General features: G+C 60.3%; 19 protein-coding genes. 4 read left to right on the forward strand and 15 right to left on the reverse strand.

Annotated features, from left to right (window positions below; translation table 11 throughout):
• Positions 1–58: 58 nt before the first annotated feature.
• Together thyX and dapB are read right to left on the reverse strand one after the other, a co-directional pair.
• Positions 59–808: an FAD-dependent thymidylate synthase gene (gene thyX / locus G7Y31_RS07305; protein ID WP_165006672.1), complete on the reverse strand. Its 750-nt coding sequence runs from the start codon at positions 806–808 to the stop codon at positions 59–61.
• Between the two features lie 12 nt (positions 809–820).
• Positions 821–1567, reverse strand: coding sequence for a 4-hydroxy-tetrahydrodipicolinate reductase (gene dapB / locus G7Y31_RS07310; RefSeq protein WP_165006675.1), 747 nt, complete (start codon positions 1565–1567; stop codon positions 821–823).
• Positions 1568–1665: 98 nt separating this feature from the next.
• Between dapB and G7Y31_RS07315 the strand changes: the two genes are divergently transcribed.
• On the forward strand, positions 1666–2397 hold the full coding sequence (locus G7Y31_RS07315; protein ID WP_165006678.1) for an AMIN-like domain-containing (lipo)protein: 732 nt from the start codon (positions 1666–1668) through the stop codon (positions 2395–2397).
• On the opposite strand, the gene G7Y31_RS07320 is transcribed toward G7Y31_RS07315, so the two are convergent.
• From G7Y31_RS07320 to G7Y31_RS07335, 4 genes are all read right to left on the reverse strand, one after another.
• Positions 2356–2523, reverse strand: a complete 168-nt coding sequence (locus G7Y31_RS07320) for a hypothetical protein (protein ID WP_165006681.1) — start codon at positions 2521–2523, stop codon at positions 2356–2358. The genes G7Y31_RS07315 and G7Y31_RS07320 overlap by 42 nt on opposite strands.
• Positions 2524–2689: 166 nt before the next feature.
• The gene (locus tag G7Y31_RS07325) at positions 2690–2917 is read right to left on the reverse strand and encodes a hypothetical protein (RefSeq protein WP_165006684.1); all 228 of its coding nucleotides are present in this window, start codon (positions 2915–2917) and stop codon (positions 2690–2692) included.
• Positions 2918–2923: 6 nt separating this feature from the next.
• On the reverse strand, positions 2924–4054 hold the full coding sequence (locus G7Y31_RS11930) for an EndoU domain-containing protein (RefSeq protein WP_235923101.1): 1131 nt from the start codon (positions 4052–4054) through the stop codon (positions 2924–2926).
• A gap of 416 nt (positions 4055–4470) precedes the next feature.
• Positions 4471–4611, reverse strand: a complete 141-nt coding sequence (locus tag G7Y31_RS07335) for a hypothetical protein (protein ID WP_165006687.1) — start codon at positions 4609–4611, stop codon at positions 4471–4473.
• 150 nt (positions 4612–4761) lie between these two features.
• Between G7Y31_RS07335 and G7Y31_RS12000 the strand changes: the two genes are divergently transcribed.
• Positions 4762–4890: a hypothetical protein gene (locus G7Y31_RS12000; protein ID WP_268896617.1), complete on the forward strand. Its 129-nt coding sequence runs from the start codon at positions 4762–4764 to the stop codon at positions 4888–4890.
• Positions 4890–5117, forward strand: a complete 228-nt coding sequence (locus G7Y31_RS07340) for a hypothetical protein (protein ID WP_165006690.1) — start codon at positions 4890–4892, stop codon at positions 5115–5117. Before G7Y31_RS12000 ends, G7Y31_RS07340 begins: the two co-directional genes overlap by 1 nt.
• 146 nt (positions 5118–5263) lie before the next feature.
• Here the strand turns inward: G7Y31_RS07340 and G7Y31_RS07345 are convergent, their stop codons facing one another.
• The 4 genes from G7Y31_RS07345 to G7Y31_RS07360 all read right to left on the reverse strand — a co-directional run bounded on the left by G7Y31_RS07345 (position 5264) and on the right by G7Y31_RS07360 (position 10255).
• On the reverse strand, positions 5264–7534 hold the full coding sequence (locus G7Y31_RS07345) for a polyribonucleotide nucleotidyltransferase (protein ID WP_165006693.1): 2271 nt from the start codon (positions 7532–7534) through the stop codon (positions 5264–5266).
• Between the two features lie 282 nt (positions 7535–7816).
• Positions 7817–8086, reverse strand: coding sequence for a 30S ribosomal protein S15 (rpsO, locus tag G7Y31_RS07350; RefSeq protein ID WP_165006696.1), 270 nt, complete (start codon positions 8084–8086; stop codon positions 7817–7819).
• Positions 8087–8257: 171 nt separating this feature from the next.
• Positions 8258–9229 carry a nucleoside hydrolase gene (locus tag G7Y31_RS07355; RefSeq protein ID WP_165006700.1) on the reverse strand — a complete coding sequence of 324 codons (972 nt, stop codon included), beginning with the start codon at positions 9227–9229 and terminating at the stop codon, positions 8258–8260.
• Between the two features lie 3 nt (positions 9230–9232).
• The gene (locus tag G7Y31_RS07360) at positions 9233–10255 is read right to left on the reverse strand and encodes a bifunctional riboflavin kinase/FAD synthetase (RefSeq protein ID WP_165006704.1); all 1023 of its coding nucleotides are present in this window, start codon (positions 10253–10255) and stop codon (positions 9233–9235) included.
• Positions 10256–10342: 87 nt separating this feature from the next.
• Between G7Y31_RS07360 and truB the strand changes: the two genes are divergently transcribed.
• On the forward strand, positions 10343–11263 hold the full coding sequence (gene truB / locus G7Y31_RS07365) for a tRNA pseudouridine(55) synthase TruB (protein WP_165006707.1): 921 nt from the start codon (positions 10343–10345) through the stop codon (positions 11261–11263).
• Here the strand turns inward: truB and G7Y31_RS07370 are convergent.
• The 5 genes from G7Y31_RS07370 to rbfA form a co-directional block, all read right to left on the reverse strand.
• On the reverse strand, positions 11260–11937 hold the full coding sequence (locus G7Y31_RS07370; protein WP_165006710.1) for a 4'-phosphopantetheinyl transferase family protein: 678 nt from the start codon (positions 11935–11937) through the stop codon (positions 11260–11262). The genes truB and G7Y31_RS07370 overlap by 4 nt on opposite strands.
• Positions 11934–12779 carry a metallophosphoesterase family protein gene (locus tag G7Y31_RS07375; RefSeq protein WP_165006713.1) on the reverse strand — a complete coding sequence of 282 codons (846 nt, stop codon included), beginning with the start codon at positions 12777–12779 and terminating at the stop codon, positions 11934–11936. The genes G7Y31_RS07370 and G7Y31_RS07375 overlap by 4 nt, the downstream gene beginning before the upstream one ends.
• 65 nt (positions 12780–12844) lie before the next feature.
• Entirely contained in the window at positions 12845–14173 is a 1329-nt protein-coding gene (locus G7Y31_RS07380) for an MATE family efflux transporter (RefSeq protein WP_280527292.1), read from the reverse strand.
• Entirely contained in the window at positions 14166–15128 is a 963-nt protein-coding gene (locus G7Y31_RS07385) for a DHH family phosphoesterase (protein WP_165006716.1), read from the reverse strand. Before G7Y31_RS07385 ends, G7Y31_RS07380 begins: the two co-directional genes overlap by 8 nt.
• Positions 15129–15566, reverse strand: a complete 438-nt coding sequence (rbfA, locus tag G7Y31_RS07390; RefSeq protein WP_165006719.1) for a 30S ribosome-binding factor RbfA — start codon at positions 15564–15566, stop codon at positions 15129–15131.
• Positions 15567–15597: the final 31 nt, after the last annotated feature.

The following is a 15597-nucleotide window of genomic DNA, read 5'->3' on the forward strand; positions in this document are numbered from 1 at the left end:
ACGGAGAATCATCGGCATCGGGCGCAGGATGTAGGCAAATTTTCCGCCGGCGCCTACCTCAAGCCCAAGGGCTGGCTGCCATTTCAGTGCCATCGGCAAGCTCAGTGATGTGGAAATCATCAAACAGTACCGGGGCCTGCTCGCGCAACACCCGCAACGCCGCCACTGCCACGGTTCTAATTTCTGCATCCGCATGCTCCACTGCGCGCGCAGCAATGAACTGCCGCCACGCCCGATAGTTTCCGGTGACCACTATGCGCGACTCCGTGGCGTTGGGCAAAATCGCCCGCGCCGCCTGCCGCGCTTGCTTCATGCGCAGCAGTGCATTGGGCTCATCGGCAAGCTTTTCTGCCAAGGCATCAAGCAGCTCCTCATAGATAAACCGCGACTCGTCTACCGCCTGCAACAGCATGCGGGTGAGCTCCGGGTCCTGAGCTATGGGCTGCGGCACCACCACCTGGGCGGAGTCATCATGCACAAAGCGCTGGCTCAACTGCGAGAAGGAAAAGTGCCGGTGCCGCACCAGCTCATGCGTGGCAGAACGCGAAATTCCCCGAATGTAGAGGGTGGCTGTGGCGTGCTCCAACAAGGCCTCGTGGCCTACCTCCATGATGTGATGCAGGTAGGCCTCGTTGCTGGCCGTGCGCGGGTTGGGTTTATGGAAGGACTCGTAGCAAGCGCGCCCCGCAAACTCCACCAGCGCCTCCGCGTCCGTGGCCTGCGGATCTTGGGCCCAATCCACCGAATGCGGCGCCTGAAAGGAGGTCGCCGCAATCAGCTGGACGTCTAGTTGACTGGCTTGCGCCATATCGCGGCTCCCCTACAGGCCCAGGTAGTGCTCAAGGCCCACCACCAGGCCGGGGTGGCGGGCAATCTCGCGCACGCCCACCAAGACGCCGGGGGTAAAGGAGGAGCGGTCATAGGAATCTTGGCGGATGGTCAGCGACTGGCCCTGCGCGCCGAAAATAACCTCCTCGTGCGCCACCATGCCCCGGGTGCGCACCGCGTGGACCGGAACCCCATCCACCCGGGCCCCGCGAGCGCCGTCAAGAGCCTGCTCGGTGGCGTCCGGCATAGCGCCCAGGCCTGCCTCGCTGCGGGCTTGCGCAATCCCCTGCGCCGTGTGAATGGCGGTCCCCGACGGCGCGTCCAGCTTGGTGGGGTGGTGGTATTCCACTACCTCTGCCGTCTCAAAGTACTTCGCCGCCTGCTTGGCCAGCACCATGGTCAGCACCGCTGAAATGGCAAAATTCGGGGCGATAAGCACGTGGCCGGCACCATCCTGCGCACACCACTTCTCTACCTGTTCCAGACGCTGCGCATCAAAACCGGTAGTTCCCACCACGCAGTGAATACCTTTGGCAATGCAATACTCCAAATTCTCCATGACCACGCCGGGCTGGGTGAAGTCCACAATCACTTCCGCCCCGGCCTCTACCAGGGTCTCTAGCGGGGTATCCCGGTCAATTTCAGCTACTAGTTCCAAGTCCTGGGCGGCGTTGACACCTACCACGATTGCCTGCCCCACGCGCCCACGCGCTCCCAGTACCCCAACTTTGATGCTCATTGGCTTCCCTTCAGTGTGCTGCTTGTGCCATTATGGTCGCCTCCTACTGTAGTTTCTGCTCCCACCACGCGCCTACCCGGCCCGTCTAGACTTGGGGCATGCATAGCAACACCCGTTCATTTTCCGTCCGCCCCTTGCTGGTGGCCACTGTGGCAACCTTGGCTTTACCTCTGACTGCGTGTGGCACCGAGTCTGCCGATGCCCCCTCATCCTCCCCCACTCCCCCTACCGCAGCGAGCAGCGCGGCTGACAGTCCCACTACATCAACTTCAGCGCACGCTGCTGCGGAATCAACGTCGACTTCCCCCTCCACGCGCGCCACCGCGGCCACCCCGCGCACCCATGCGGCCAACAGTGAGAATGAACTTCCAGCCGGGTTCTTGGGCACCCCCTCTGCCGAAGACCAACCGTTGACGTATAGCGAGGCCGGCGAGCTGATTCCCGTTTCGGTGCGAACCGGAGCGCACGAGGGCTACGAGCGGGTGGTTATCGAGTTCAGCGGCAGCGGCAAACCCGGCTGGTACACCCAATACACCACCACCCCTACCGCCCAAGGCTCCGGTTTCGCCATTGACTACCCCGGTGAGATCGCCCTCGTTATTGGTGTAGAGGGCACCCCCTGGCCGTCTACGCCGGAGGCGGCCGGCCGCTTCCTCGACCCCGCATTCTTCCCCGGCGCCAACGCCGACACCGGCGTCGTGGCCGGAGTGGAATACACCAATACCTTTGAAGCGCAGTCACAATTCATCATCGGGCTCAACCGGCGCGTGCCCTACGCGGTGACCTACCTAGAAGAACCCAGCCGCCTGGTGATTGACTTCCTTGTTTAAGCCTCCGGCACCCTCTACTGAGGTATCACCAGCAGAATCGGCAGGGGCATCGGTAGACTCCGGTGCCGTTGCGGCACCACCATCGACACCTTCAACAAAACGCAACCTTGGGTGTGAAACAAACATTCTAGGGGTTCTCCTTTTCCAGGGCAAAAAATTTCAGCCCAATTCCGAGCATGACAAAACCCCACCAGACCCAACAAAGGACCCAATGGGGTTCTAGTGTGCCGCCGGGACTCGAACCCAGCCACCAACCAAAAATGGCAGCGCTAACACAATTAAGCCTATTCCTCTAAGATGGGATTTCGCGCGCAAGTTCCTCGACAAGCTCAATATAGGGCCTATCAAGTTCACAGCGAAGTGCCGCCTCAATCATTCCGCTTGAAAGCTCACCAGATTTTTGAGCTTCGATTAAAAGATCGATGACTGCACCTTCCTCATCACCGTAGGCCATGGATTCTGAAGCCACAGATAAATCCACGGTGGCCGGTGTAATCGCCACCAGGTCTTGGTAACTCACGATGTCCTACTTTCGGGCTCTTTTAGGAATAGAATCAACCGGATACGCATCTAGCATTTTTGCTTGCCCTCTAATTATCACATACCGCACTTGAATGATCACTTCTTCCTTCGCCAGCCACACTTCCCGCCGTTGACCATAAGCCAGTGCGTTTGTCGGGTTTTCCAACGCCTCCACCACAGCGTCCGCAATCTTCTGATTTGACCACGACTTGGGAAACTTCGACGCTTTAGCTCGCTGTGAGTCCCAGGTATGCCCCATGCGGGAATCCTCGGAATGCTTAACCCACATCCCGCCTTTCAAAGGGGTATCTCGCCACCCATACAGCACGTGCGCTACGGCCCTGTTCAAATCCTTGGGCAGTGGCTCGCCAGGAAACACCTTAGATGTTCCATCACCGGCGTACTCAGGCACGTTTACCCGCTCAAGCGGCGGCCAGGGCGACCCACCAACCTCACCACGCAGCTTAATATACTTTTCAAACTCCGCCCGGTTCCTAGCCCCTGACTCAGCCCACGCCGCCTCCAAATCCCGATTTATGCGCGGCAGGTCAGACCCATCACGCTTGCACTCGATGACCAAGCACCGGCAATGGTCATGAAACCGCTCCCCTGCATCAGCAGCCCCGGCGGTGTGCCTTGACGCATACACCGCCCCACGAGACGCCAACATCAAACAAAACGCACACGCCCCAGGCTCCGGCACACGAGCAAACGCCCGCCCATCACGCCGCGCATTCACCACCACCGTTTCATGCGCCGGGGCACCCACAAGACGCACCAGCACACCATCAAGCTTGCGACGCGCCACAGCCGAATTCAACACCCCACCCTCACGCGAAGTATTCACCGCCCAATCAAACGACGCCACCGCCTGCTCAAAGCCCACCGGGTCCGCACGGTCAGGAAACCCCAACCCCGCCAACGACTCATCCAACGAGCGCTCAAGAATCAAATAGTCCACAGCCGCCGACGCAGCAACCTCACCATAATCCCGCGTGATGTCTGCAAACACCGCCCGCAACTGCTCTAGCGTAACCCGGCCCTGTTCCTTCGCCGCCCACCAGGTAGCAAAATCCTGCTGAGCCCGCATCCGCAACAACTCCAACGCCAACGCGTACTCATCCCGCGCACTCACCCAACCACCCCCCTTTCACGCCTCAAGCATTTCGATGACAGGCCCTGCATCGTAATTGGCCCGAATCAAGCGGACAACTTCGGTCGGTAAACCTACCACAGTAAAACCATCGTCCAGAAACGATGTAATGGCATGCTCGGGGTTCCCCGGCTTTAAGATTCGCCTTGGCTCCCCAGCGTTCAACCTCTGGCGGCAACATAGCATCTAAGCGACAGTAGACCTCTTCATCGGTCAACAACTTTTCCGGCTCCTTTCTCGACCTCCCCTGGATAGGCAGTGCCAAAATTCAGCCCACCACCTGGAGTGACGATATACCGTACCAGGCCATGACCTCTGCCGCGTCCCACAATGGAAAGCACGCATCCAAATGCGCCACCGGGGCAGGGGCGCGGTATCGGTGTCGATGATTACAGGTTTCATGCTTGCTTGCCGTAGACGACACGGCGAATGATTGTGCTCAGCGTGGTCGCCGCTGGGACGACGAGTAGCCAGTTCGGCACGCTAAGTGTGATGATGAGCACGGCAAGTAGACCGTAGCCTGCGATGTGTTTAATCATGATGGTCCATTCGTGGGTAGGGTCGAAGGGGTGACCCCCTCCTGGCTGATTGGCTCGACACCAGGAACTAAGCTTACCCCGGTTCTATATGTCCGAAGCATTCAGAACCGGGGGCAACCCCACCCTACCCCGCAAACAAGGAACACCACCATGCAATTCACCCTCACCGGGCTCGCCGTAGCCACCATCATGCTCATTGCCGGGGCCTCCCCCTTCTTCTTCCCGGCATTCATCGCCCTAGGCCTCGCCATCGACCACAACCGAAAGGACACCCACTAATGCGCCCCATCATCACCGACGCAGACACCGGCCGCGAATTGTGGCGCTCCAAAGAATGTGCTGAACACTGCAACATCACCACACCAACCTGGGGCAACTACTACGCCAACGGGCGCACGCCCCAACCTGTGGCCATGCTCGACAAACGCAGCCCCCTCTGGGACGCTGAGGAAGTCAAGACCTGGCACGCAGCCCGGCCCGGCAGCCCCGTGCAGCTTAGGCGCTAACCGGCAGCGCGAACCCCAACGGGACACCAAACCGGAATCCGCCATTTCATTAGCGTCACCCAGTCTCGGGTTGTCGCCCTGCGCATTCTCTCAGCACTGGCTAACACCGAAGGACCCGGCTGCGTTAGCGCGCAAAGCGCTAACGCCTAGTCCTCAATGGGGACCAGGGAGATCTTGCCGCGGGAGTCGATGTCGGCGATTTCGACCTGGATCTTGTCGCCCACCTTGACTACATCCTCAACCTTTTCGATGCGCTCATCGCCACCCAGGTTGGAGATGTGCACCAGGCCATCGCGCCCCGGTGCTAGAGAGACAAACGCGCCGAAGGCCACGGTCTTGACCACGGTACCCAGGAAGCGCTCGCCCACCTTCGGAAGCTGCGGATTAGCAATGGCATTGATCTGCTCGATGGCGGCATCGGCAGCCTCGCCAGTGGCGGCAGAAACGTACACAGTGCCGTCTTCCTCAATGGAGACATCTGCGCCGGTGGCCTCGGTAATACCGTTGATGGTCTTGCCCTTCGGGCCAATGAGCTCACCAATCTTGGCCACCGGAATCTTCACCGAAGTGATCTTCGGGGCCAGCGCGGACATTTCATCCGGGCTTTCAATGACCTCAGCCATGGTATCCAGGATGGTGATGCGGGCATCGCGGGCCTGCTCCAGGGCATCGGCAAGCACACGCGAAGGAATGCCATCAAGCTTGGTGTCCAGCTGCAAAGCGGTGATGAACTCCGAGGTACCAGCGACCTTAAAGTCCATATCACCAAAGGCATCCTCGGCCCCCAGAATGTCCGTCAAGGCCACGAACTTTTCCTTGCCGTTGACCTCACCGGAAACCAAGCCCATGGCAATGCCCGCCACCGGAGCCTTGAGCGGCACACCTGCATTGTAGAGCGACAGCGTGGAGGCGCACACAGAGCCCATTGACGTCGAACCATTCGAGCCCAAAGCCTCCGAGACCTGCCGGATGGCGTACGGGAAGTCCTCACGGGAGGGGATCACCGGCAGCAGCGCGCGCTCAGCCAGCGCACCGTGGCCAATCTCGCGACGCTTCGGGGAGCCCACACGGCCGGTCTCACCAGTGGAGTACGGCGGGAAATTGTAGTGATGCATGTAGCGCTTGCCAGAGACCGGAGTCAGCGAATCCACTTGCTGCTCCATCTTGAGCATGTCCAAGGTGGTCACACCCATAATCTGGGTCTCACCACGCTCAAACAGGGAAGAACCGTGCGCGCGCGGAATGATCTCCACCTCCACGCTCAGGTCCCGAATATCGGTCACGCTACGGCCATCAATACGGAAGCCCTCGGTGAGGATCTTGGTGCGGACAATGTCCTTCATGACCGCGTTATAGGCTGCGCGGATCTGCTTGGAGGCATCCGCCTCCTCCAAGTCCTTGAACTTGCCCAACAACTGCTGCTCTACCTGCTCCATGTAGGCATTCGTGGCGTCGTCGCGCTCCTGCTTGCCTGCGATGGTCAGCAGCTCTGCCAGCTTCTTTGCCGCCTTCTTTTCCACGGCAGCAAAAACGTCCTCGCCATAGGCAGGAAACAGCGGGAACTCCTGCGGTTCCTTGGCTGCACGCTGGGCCAGACCAGCCTGGGCCTCGCATAGAGTCTTGATGAACGGCTTAGCTGCCTCCAGGCCCTGCGCCACGGTGGATTCCTGCGGTGCAGGAGCGCCTTCCTTGATGCGCTCGGCTACGGATTCGCCCGCGCCAGCTTCCACCATCATGATGGCCACGTCTTCCTTGCGGCCCTTCTTGACGATGCGCCCCGCAACCACCATGTCAAACAGTGCACTTTCGTGCTGCTCCTGGTTGGGGAATGCAACCCACTGGCCCTTCGGGTGCTGCTTGTCCGCAATCAGTGCCATACGCACCCCGCCAACAGGGCCGGACACCGGCAGACCAGAGAGCTGAGTAGAGGCCGAAGCGCCATTGATGGCCACGACGTCGTAGTACTCCTCCGGATCCATGGACAGCACGGTTACTACTACCTGGACCTCGTTGCGTAGACCCTTGACAAAGGTCGGGCGCAGCGGACGGTCAATCAGACGGCAAGCCAAAATTGCTTCGGTAGATGGCCGGCCCTCACGGCGGAAGAAAGAGCCCGGGATTTTGCCCGCGGCATACATGCGCTCTTCCACATCCACAGTCAGCGGGAAGAAATCAAAGCCCTCGCGGGGCTGGTTGGACGCGGTGGTGGTGGACAACAGCATGGTGTCCTCGTCCAAATAGGTGGTCACCGAACCGCCCGCCTGGCGCGCCAGCTGGCCAGTCTCAAAGCGGATGGTGCGAGTACCAAAGTCACCATTATCCAAGGTGGCAATGGCTTCAGTGATGCCGAACTCCTCATCAACAATGTATTCAACCGAGTTGTTCACGGCATTTTTTGCAGCGTTCTTAGCGCCCATGTATAGAAATTCTCCTTATAGTCTGACGATCATCGGTGCCGTCAGTTCGGGTTGTCTTCTAGCAACGCTAAACCATTCTAGCAGCTCCACCACTGAATATCTCCCAGTAGTGCCGCTAATTGGTATTCTAAGTACACTTTTCGCTAGCGGACATTACATTACAATTCCAGCTCGCTGAGTTTACGGTGCCACCATCGCAGAAGCGATAAGATCAAAAAATCCCGGACGCCATTCCCACAAAAGGAACGGCAGCCGGGATTTTCGGAGTTGAGTTATGAGACCTTAGCGGCGCAGACCCAGACGGGAAATCAGGTCGCGGTAGCGGTTGATGTCATTGGCTGCCAGGTACTTCAGCAGGCCACGACGACGACCAACCATCAGCAGCAGGCCACGGCGAGAGTGGTGGTCATGCTTGTGGGTCTTCAGGTGCTCAGTCAGAGTGTTGATGCGGGAGGTCAGCAGTGCAACCTGTGCCTCCGGAGAACCGGTGTCGGTCTCGTGCAGGCCGTACTCCTTCAGGATTTCAGCCTTCTGCTCAGTGGTCAAAGCCATGAGTAATAACTCCTCTTATATTTCAGTCCGCACGAAATTCTGCGCGCACTCACCGCCAGGCAGTGAAAGCGCGCGCCTGCAACTGCTGCGGACCGCAGTAAACAGACCAAGAAGCGATACTACAAGACAACCAGCCCGCAACACAAGCACAACAGAGCCGCCGCGCAGACCCTAGTCCCGCCTGCAGCACTGCTCCATGCGATCCATGAACTCGTCCAAGAAACGCTGCACGTCCACACCCACCGCAACTCGCGTTGTACAAGGCGTGCTCAACCGCCGCGGGTCCCCGATAGTGCGGCCGCGTGCTCCACCGTTATCTGGCTCGCTCTTATCTCCCGAGCCGGTTTCACAGCGCAGATTAATCGGCAACCACTCGACCAAGCTGGGGTCCAAAGCCGCGGCAACTGCCAGCGGATCATGTAGCCCGCACCCGCCCAGGTGCGGGCTCGTGGTGCGATATGCGTCAATGTAGTAGTCCACCATGTCCGCAAAAATCTGCCCCGTCCGGGTGCCCGACACCCGCCACTGTGTGGTCTCCTTGCAGGTCAACAGCGTCCGCAGTGTTACATCCAGGCCCACCATAGACACGTCCCGGCCGTGTTGCAGCAGGTAGTCCGTGGCCGCGGAATCTTGATACACGTTGGCCTCGGCGAAGGCGGTCACATTACCAGGAACAGTGAGGGCACCGCCCATGAAGACAATGGGGGCATCGGCAAGCTCAGGAAAATCCCGCAGGGCCTGGGCAATTGTAGTAGAAGGCCCGGTAGGAACAATGAGCAGATCGGCACCATAACGACGGTAGGCCTGCGCCAGGAACTCCACCGCGCCCAGCGTTACCGGGGACGCAGCCGGGGCGGCGGGCAGGCAGACCTCCCCCACCCCATTGCGGCCGTGAATAAAGGCAGAAACATCCAGTACCGCAAAGCCAGGACGGGTAGGACCAGCGTAAACCGGAATCTCCGGGTGCCCCAGCACCGCTAAGAGGGTGCGGGTATTAGCCAAACTGCGCTCTACCGTGACGTTGCCGTAGGTGGCCGTGACCGCTAGCAGCTCGCACTCGCCGCGCTCGTGGCTGGCGATCGCATAGGCCAGCGCAAGGGCATCATCAATCCCAGTGTCCAGGTCCAGAATTAAGCGGCGCACGGGCTAGCCTTCCCCGGCAAGCAAAAAATACTGCTCTGGGCCCCAGCCCTTGGCGCGGGCGTCTTGGGCCAACACCTTCCGGGCAGTGGCGACATCGCGGCGCATGGCCTCCAAAAGCTCATCCACGGAATTGAACTTCACCATCGGACGCAAGTGGTCCACAAAAAACACGGTGGCATCGTGACCATAGAGGTCAGCGTCCCGGTCGAGGACAAAGGACTCAATAGAGCGTTCCTCATCTCCAAACGTGGGGTTGGTACCCACCGAAATCGCCGCGGCATAAGCCCTGCCGGGCGTGATGTTGCCGTCCACACCAGCAGCCGTATCATCCACGCGGAACCAGCCGGCGTAGACGCCGTCGGTAGGGATAGCTATGGAGTCCGGAAAGTACTGGTTAGCCGTAGGAAATCCCAATTCCTTACCACCCCGGCCAGCTCCGCGCACCACCGGACCACACACACTAAAGTCGCGCCCCAAGGCCCAATTGGCCTGGCGAATATCCCCGCTAGCCAGCTGGCTGCGGATATACGTTGAACAGATTTTAACGCCTGCGTCTTCCAGCAAATCCTTGATGCACACATCAAAGCCATACTCCTTGCCCAACTGAGCCAGAGTCTGCGCCGTGCCGGCCGCCTGGGCGCCAAAGCTAAAGTTGCGTCCCACCACCACGTCCGTGGCCTGCAATGCGCCGACCAGCAGCGTTTCCACATAGTCGCGGGGGCTTAGGCCCGCTAGCTCGCGCGTAAAGTCGATGACCAACACGCCGTCAATTCCCAACTGCTCCGCCAGCTCTAGGCGACGATCCACAGTAGTCACCGCCAGGGGCGCGCGAGAGGGCAAGAAAATAGAGACCGGATGCGGATCAAAAGTCACCATAATCGCGCGTTTAGCAGTGGCGCGGGCCCTGGCAACGGCTTCAGTCAGCAGCGTCTGGTGGCCCCTGTGCACCCCGTCAAAGACGCCGATGCTCACCACAGCCGGGCCTACCTGCGGCGGGAGTTGTTCAAGTCCGTACCAAATATCCACGTGCTACATGTTAGAACATGGCCTAGGACGCGACCGTCGGCGCATGACGGCCGGGGCTTGGCCTGCGCAGGGGTAAGCTGAAATGCCATGAGCACACAGACCCCCACCTCCCAGCTGGACCGCTCGGGGCTTGTCATCGTGGACAAGCCTGCAGGCATGACTTCCCATGATGTGGTAGGTCGATTGCGGAGAATTTTTGGCACCCGCAAGGTGGGCCATGCTGGCACGTTGGACCCCATGGCCACCGGAGTGCTGGTGGCGGGTATTGAGCGCGGCACCAAGTTTTTGGCGCACATGGTCACCAGCACCAAGGCCTACACCGCAACCATCCGCCTGGGCCAAGCCACCAGCACCGATGACGCCGAGGGGGAAGTCACTGCTACAGCTACCACGGCGCAGGTGGCCGCGCTGACCATGGAGCAGGTACAGGAACAGATTCAGGCGCTGACGGGTGACATTTTACAGCGGCCGGCCCAGGTTTCCGCCATCAAGATCGCTGGCAAGCGCGCCCACCAGCGGGTACGCGACGGTGAGGAGGTTGACATTCCCGCCCGCCCGGTGACGGTGAACCGCTTTGAGGTGCTCGAACACCGGCTCACTGGCGATTTCTTGGACCTCGACGTAGTGGTGGAGTGCTCTTCTGGCACCTATATTCGCGCGCTCGCGCGGGATTTGGGCCAGGCGCTGGGCGTGGGCGGGCATCTCACTGCCCTGCGCCGCACCGAGGTTGGTCCTTTTCAGCTTGCCGATGCCGCCACATTGGACACCCTGGCAGATCTGCCGCAGCTTTCTTTGACCCTCGATGCCGCACTGGCCCGGTGCTATCCGCACCTGCAGGTTACGCAGGAAGAAGCTGCCGCGCTAGCCATGGGAAAGTGGCTCGAGCCCCGCGGCTTGGTAGGCGTGCACGCAGCCCTTGCCCCCGATGGCCAAGCTGTGGCCTTGGTCAAGGAGCAAGGCAAGCGGCTGGCTACCGTCTTTGTGGCGCGCCCATCCACGTTGTCCTAGGCATAGAGATCTGGCACGACGGTAGATACGACGATGTAGCCGTCCCAGAGCATCCACCGGCCGGTGATAAACGGCACCGGGGTGGGCCGGGCCAGGATATAGGACACCAGAGTGCCATCGGGGCGCAGGTCGATTTCTGCCTGATCAAATCCCAGCCACCGTTGCGTTAGCGGGAACCAAGCCTTATACGTAGCTTCCTTGGCGCAAAAGAGCAGCCGGTCCGGGCAATACATTCCCATGGCGCGAAGTTCTGCCATTTGCCGGGACTCGCTGCTGCGCGCGATAGCCGCAAAGACGCCATCCGGCAGGGGCTCGGCAGGCTCGGCATCCAGGCCCATGGAAGCAATCTCTGCCTGCGGAGCAGCTACAGCCGCCCGGAACCCGCTGGTGTGCGTAATTGACCCCACAAAGCCTTCTGGCCACAGGGGCATGCCGCGCTCACCGCGCAAAATCGGCCCTGGTTCGGCCACGCCGAGCTCCTTGAGGGCTTGGTGGGCACACCAGCGGGCATCGCCAAACTCAGACTTGCGAATATCAACCGACTGGCTGACCACAGACTTCTCCAGTGGGTGCAAGTCCCGATAGTTAATCAGGTCCACATCCCCCGACTCCGTGGGCTGGGTGCGAACATAACAAAACCGCGCCGCTGGCGGGAAAAGATCAGGCTGGATCATTGGGCCACACCGCCCACATACGTTGAGCCAGGCTGCGCTGTGGAGTCATCCATCACCTTCAACGGCCACGGTTGAGTAATGCCCAACTCCCCAAGACGCTGCCACTCCCGTGGGTATCCCAAAGACACCTCGCAGTGACGCACGCCGTCGATGACCTCAGTGCCCGGCATGTGCAGGTGGCCATAGATCACTGCTTGGGCGTTGTAGCGCTTCGGCCAGTTGCGCGTATGGCGCGTACCGCACCACAGCGCGACCTGAGCATAATGCATACGCTGCGTGGGCTCTTGGACCAGCGGCCAGTGATTGACCAAGATGGTGGGCCCCTCAATACGGCTCAGCCGCTTAATCGAATAAGCCAAGCGATCCCAGCACCACGCGCGCACATCCACAAAAGGAGCAATGGCTACCTCGTCCGTCATCACGATACTGGCAGCCTCCGCTTCTGCCAGAGCCTGCTCCACCGACATCCCCGGGCGGCGAAAACTGTAGTCATAGAGCGTAAACAGCGGTACGATAGTCACCCCACCGAATACCGGATAAGGGTCTTCCGGAGTCAGCACCCCAATTTCACGGCAACCGGAGACCAACGCCTCATACTTATCGCGCCCGCGGTGGGCGTCTTGGCTGCGGGAGAACAGCTCATGGTTACCCGGGGCCCAAATCACCTGTGCGTAGCGGTTCTTTAACTGTGCCAATACTTTGAGAATGAGCTCGGTACGCTCTGCGACATCACCAGCAACAATAAGCCAATCCTGCGGGGACTCCGGCTGCAGGCCATCAATCCACGGCCGATTAGCCTTGACCGCCGCGTGTAAGTCAGAGACCGCCCACAGAGTTGCCATGGTCGCGCCTCCTTGTTGCCCTACGGTTGTCTAAGGGGTGTCCTGTGAAAGTATAGTGCCCGGGCTTAGCCCAACTCCACCGTGGCCCAGCGCATGGAGTAAAAACGCCACACCACGCCCACAGTGCGGATCCCAATAAAGGCCGCTAAGCCTGCCCACACGCCCAACAAACCCCAACCATTGCTGTGCGCCATCCACACGCCGGGGAGATAACCGGCCGCTACGGCACCAACGGTAAGGGTGCGCAAGAAGGCGGCATCGCCAGCACCAAGCAGCACGCCGTCCAAAGCAAAGAGCACGCCACCGGCAATGACCATACCCACCATCACCCACCAGGGACCGGCCATCTGTGCCAGCACGGCGGCATCGGCAGTAAACAGCCGCGGGATAAGCCCCGCGCCAGCGGCAAAAACTGCAGCCAGACCCAAAGCAAATGCAGCCGAATAACCCATAATTTTCTGGCCTGCCCGGCGAGCATAGTCCACCGAGCCCGCCCCCAACCCAGCGCCAATAATCGCCTGCGCGGCAATGGCCAGAGAGTCCAGCGTCAACGTCAAGAAATTCCACAGCTGCGTGAGCACCTGGTGTCCCGCCAGCACCGCCGTTCCGCTGCGCCCAGCCACCGTCGCGGCCGAAAGCAACGCCACCTGAAACGCCAAAGAACGAATAATCAGATCACGGCCCAGCACCAGCTGCTTCCAAATGACCGCCCCTTCCGGGGCCCAACTTCCGGTATGCTGCCGACGCAGCTCCCACACAAATTGCGCGGCAATGAGCCCCATCCCCACCACGTTGGCAGCCGCTGAGCCCACCACGCCAAAAAAGTGCACAAAAACAGGCACGCACACCGCCCCCGGCGCCAAACCACGCAGCGTAAAGCGCAGCGGGGTGCGGGTGTCTTGTAGCCCACGCATCCAGCCATTACCGGCCATCACCAGCAGTGAGAAGACAATAGACGGGGAGGCCACTCGCAGCCACGCGGAGGTTTGGGCAGCTACGTTAGCACTTGACGTCATCGCGCGGGCAATGGGATCCGCCGCCAGCAACATAGCCAGCATCAAGAACACACCCACGCCCAAGGCCACCCAGGTAGCCTGTACGCCCTCCGCAATGGCGCGCTGCCGGCGCCCCGCGCCAAAATGGTGTGCCGCGCGGGCGGTGGTGCCATAAGACAAAAAAGTCAGCTGCGTGGTAACCACAGATTGAACTACCGCAGCAGCACCCAACGCAGCCAGGGATTCAGCCCCCAGGCGACCCACCACGGCTGTATCCAGCAAAAGATACAGCGGCATGGCCGCAAGAACACCCAGCGCGGGCAGCGCTAAGGCGAAGATGTCCCGGGCGGTTGGCCCTGCTGCCCCGCCCGCGCGCTGAGAACCGTTGTGGCTACCCACGCAGCGCCGCTACCAATTGGGCAATAATGTCTTCAGCGCTGCCTTGGGTGGTGTAACCAGCCGCAGGCACATGTCCGCCGCCGCCCAAACGCCCAGCCAGCTCCGCGCAATCAATCTGACTCGAGCGCAAGGACACCGCCCAAACGCCAGTCTCCTGCTCCTTAAACACCACGCCCAGGTCCGTGCCTTCCAAGGCCCGCACAAAATCCACCAGGGATTCCACAGAAGACTCGGAGTGACCTGCGGTGTCCTCCAGCGCAGCGACCAAGATACCCACCTGGTACTGGCCCGCCGGAACAATCTGCAACCCAGCGAGCACGCGGCCAATCATCTGAATGTCATCCGCATTCGTGGAGTCGATCAAATCCACCGCGATCTGCTTGGTATCAATCCCGTACTGCATGTAACGGTGAGCATAATCATGCATAACCGGTCGGCCCCAACGGAAACTACCTGTATCCGTAACAAGTCCCGCATACAGGCAGTGCGCAATGTCGCGATCAATTTGCACCGCTGCCATATCCAACACTTTGGTCAGGAGCACGGTAGTGGATTCGCACTCCGGGCGCACCAAATTCGTCTGCCCAAACCCCGGGTTCGACGCGTGGTGGTCAATGCAGACCAAATTATCCAACGCCGCCAGCTCCTCCGCGAAGCAACCCGTGCGGTCCAAGGAACCACAGTCCACGGTCACATAGACATCGAAGTCGGTGGGCAAAGAACTAGCCGTCTGGATGTCGCGCGCGCCCGGAATGGTGAGCAAATTCGCGGGAACCTCACGGCGCTGCCCAATGACCATGGAGACGTCCTTGCCCAGCTGCCGTAACCCCAGCCCCAGCGCGGTCGCAGAGCCTACCGCATCCGCATCCGGGCGCAGATGGGTAATAATGCACACGCTCTGTGCCTCCCGCAGCAGGGACACGACACGCTCAAATTCTTGTTGAGTTCCGGCCATCTAGTCCTCGCCGCCATCCTTATAGGGGTTGGCGTCACCTGCTGGCCGAGCATTCTCCTTCAACTTCGCCAGCTCCGCATCACGCTGCCGAGCACGCTCCAACAATTGCTCCATGTGTGCCGAAGCCTCCGGGACGGAGTCATACTCAAAGCTCAACGTGGGCGTAAAGCGTACGGAGAGCTGATCCCCGACAATCTTGCGCAGCTGGCCACGGGCGCGCAGCAAAGCCTCCTGCGCCTGCGCCAAGTCAGGTGCGGAATTGATGTCGCGGCCACGCACGGTGTAGTACACAGTGGCATCATGCAGATCGCCGGTGACACGGGTATCAGTGATTGTCACCAACTCCAGGCGCCTATCCTTGACCTCGCGCTCAATGGCACGGGCCACGATTTCTTGAATTCGCTTGGCCATCCGGGCCGCGCGAGCGTGATCAACCATGTGCTCTCCTCTTTATGCTTGTGCGTCTTTA

It is taken from the genome of Corynebacterium lizhenjunii, assembly GCF_011038655.2.
GTDB classification, from domain to species: domain Bacteria; phylum Actinomycetota; class Actinomycetes; order Mycobacteriales; family Mycobacteriaceae; genus Corynebacterium; species Corynebacterium lizhenjunii.

Excerpts from the sequence above, each read along its gene's own strand:
- rbfA (WP_165006719.1), bottom strand. The coding sequence starts at position 15,566 with ATGGTTGATCACGCTCGCGCGGCCCGGATGGCCAAGCGAATTCAAGAA.
- truB (WP_165006707.1), top strand. The coding sequence starts at position 10,343 with ATGAGCACACAGACCCCCACCTCCCAGCTGGACCGCTCGGGGCTTGTC.
- thyX (WP_165006672.1), bottom strand. The coding sequence starts at position 808 with ATGGCGCAAGCCAGTCAACTAGACGTCCAGCTGATTGCGGCGACCTCC.
- G7Y31_RS07340 (WP_165006690.1), top strand. The coding sequence starts at position 4,890 with ATGCGCCCCATCATCACCGACGCAGACACCGGCCGCGAATTGTGGCGC.
- G7Y31_RS07385 (WP_165006716.1), bottom strand. The coding sequence starts at position 15,128 with ATGGCCGGAACTCAACAAGAATTTGAGCGTGTCGTGTCCCTGCTGCGG.
- G7Y31_RS12000 (WP_268896617.1), top strand. The coding sequence starts at position 4,762 with ATGCAATTCACCCTCACCGGGCTCGCCGTAGCCACCATCATGCTCATT.
- rpsO (WP_165006696.1), bottom strand. The coding sequence starts at position 8,086 with ATGGCTTTGACCACTGAGCAGAAGGCTGAAATCCTGAAGGAGTACGGC.
- G7Y31_RS07345 (WP_165006693.1), bottom strand. The coding sequence starts at position 7,534 with ATGGGCGCTAAGAACGCTGCAAAAAATGCCGTGAACAACTCGGTTGAA.
- dapB (WP_165006675.1), bottom strand. The coding sequence starts at position 1,567 with ATGAGCATCAAAGTTGGGGTACTGGGAGCGCGTGGGCGCGTGGGGCAG.
- G7Y31_RS07320 (WP_165006681.1), bottom strand. The coding sequence starts at position 2,523 with ATGTTTGTTTCACACCCAAGGTTGCGTTTTGTTGAAGGTGTCGATGGT.
- G7Y31_RS07375 (WP_165006713.1), bottom strand. The coding sequence starts at position 12,779 with ATGGCAACTCTGTGGGCGGTCTCTGACTTACACGCGGCGGTCAAGGCT.
- G7Y31_RS07335 (WP_165006687.1), bottom strand. The coding sequence starts at position 4,611 with ATGATTAAACACATCGCAGGCTACGGTCTACTTGCCGTGCTCATCATC.
- G7Y31_RS07370 (WP_165006710.1), bottom strand. The coding sequence starts at position 11,937 with ATGATCCAGCCTGATCTTTTCCCGCCAGCGGCGCGGTTTTGTTATGTT.
- G7Y31_RS07315 (WP_165006678.1), top strand. The coding sequence starts at position 1,666 with ATGCATAGCAACACCCGTTCATTTTCCGTCCGCCCCTTGCTGGTGGCC.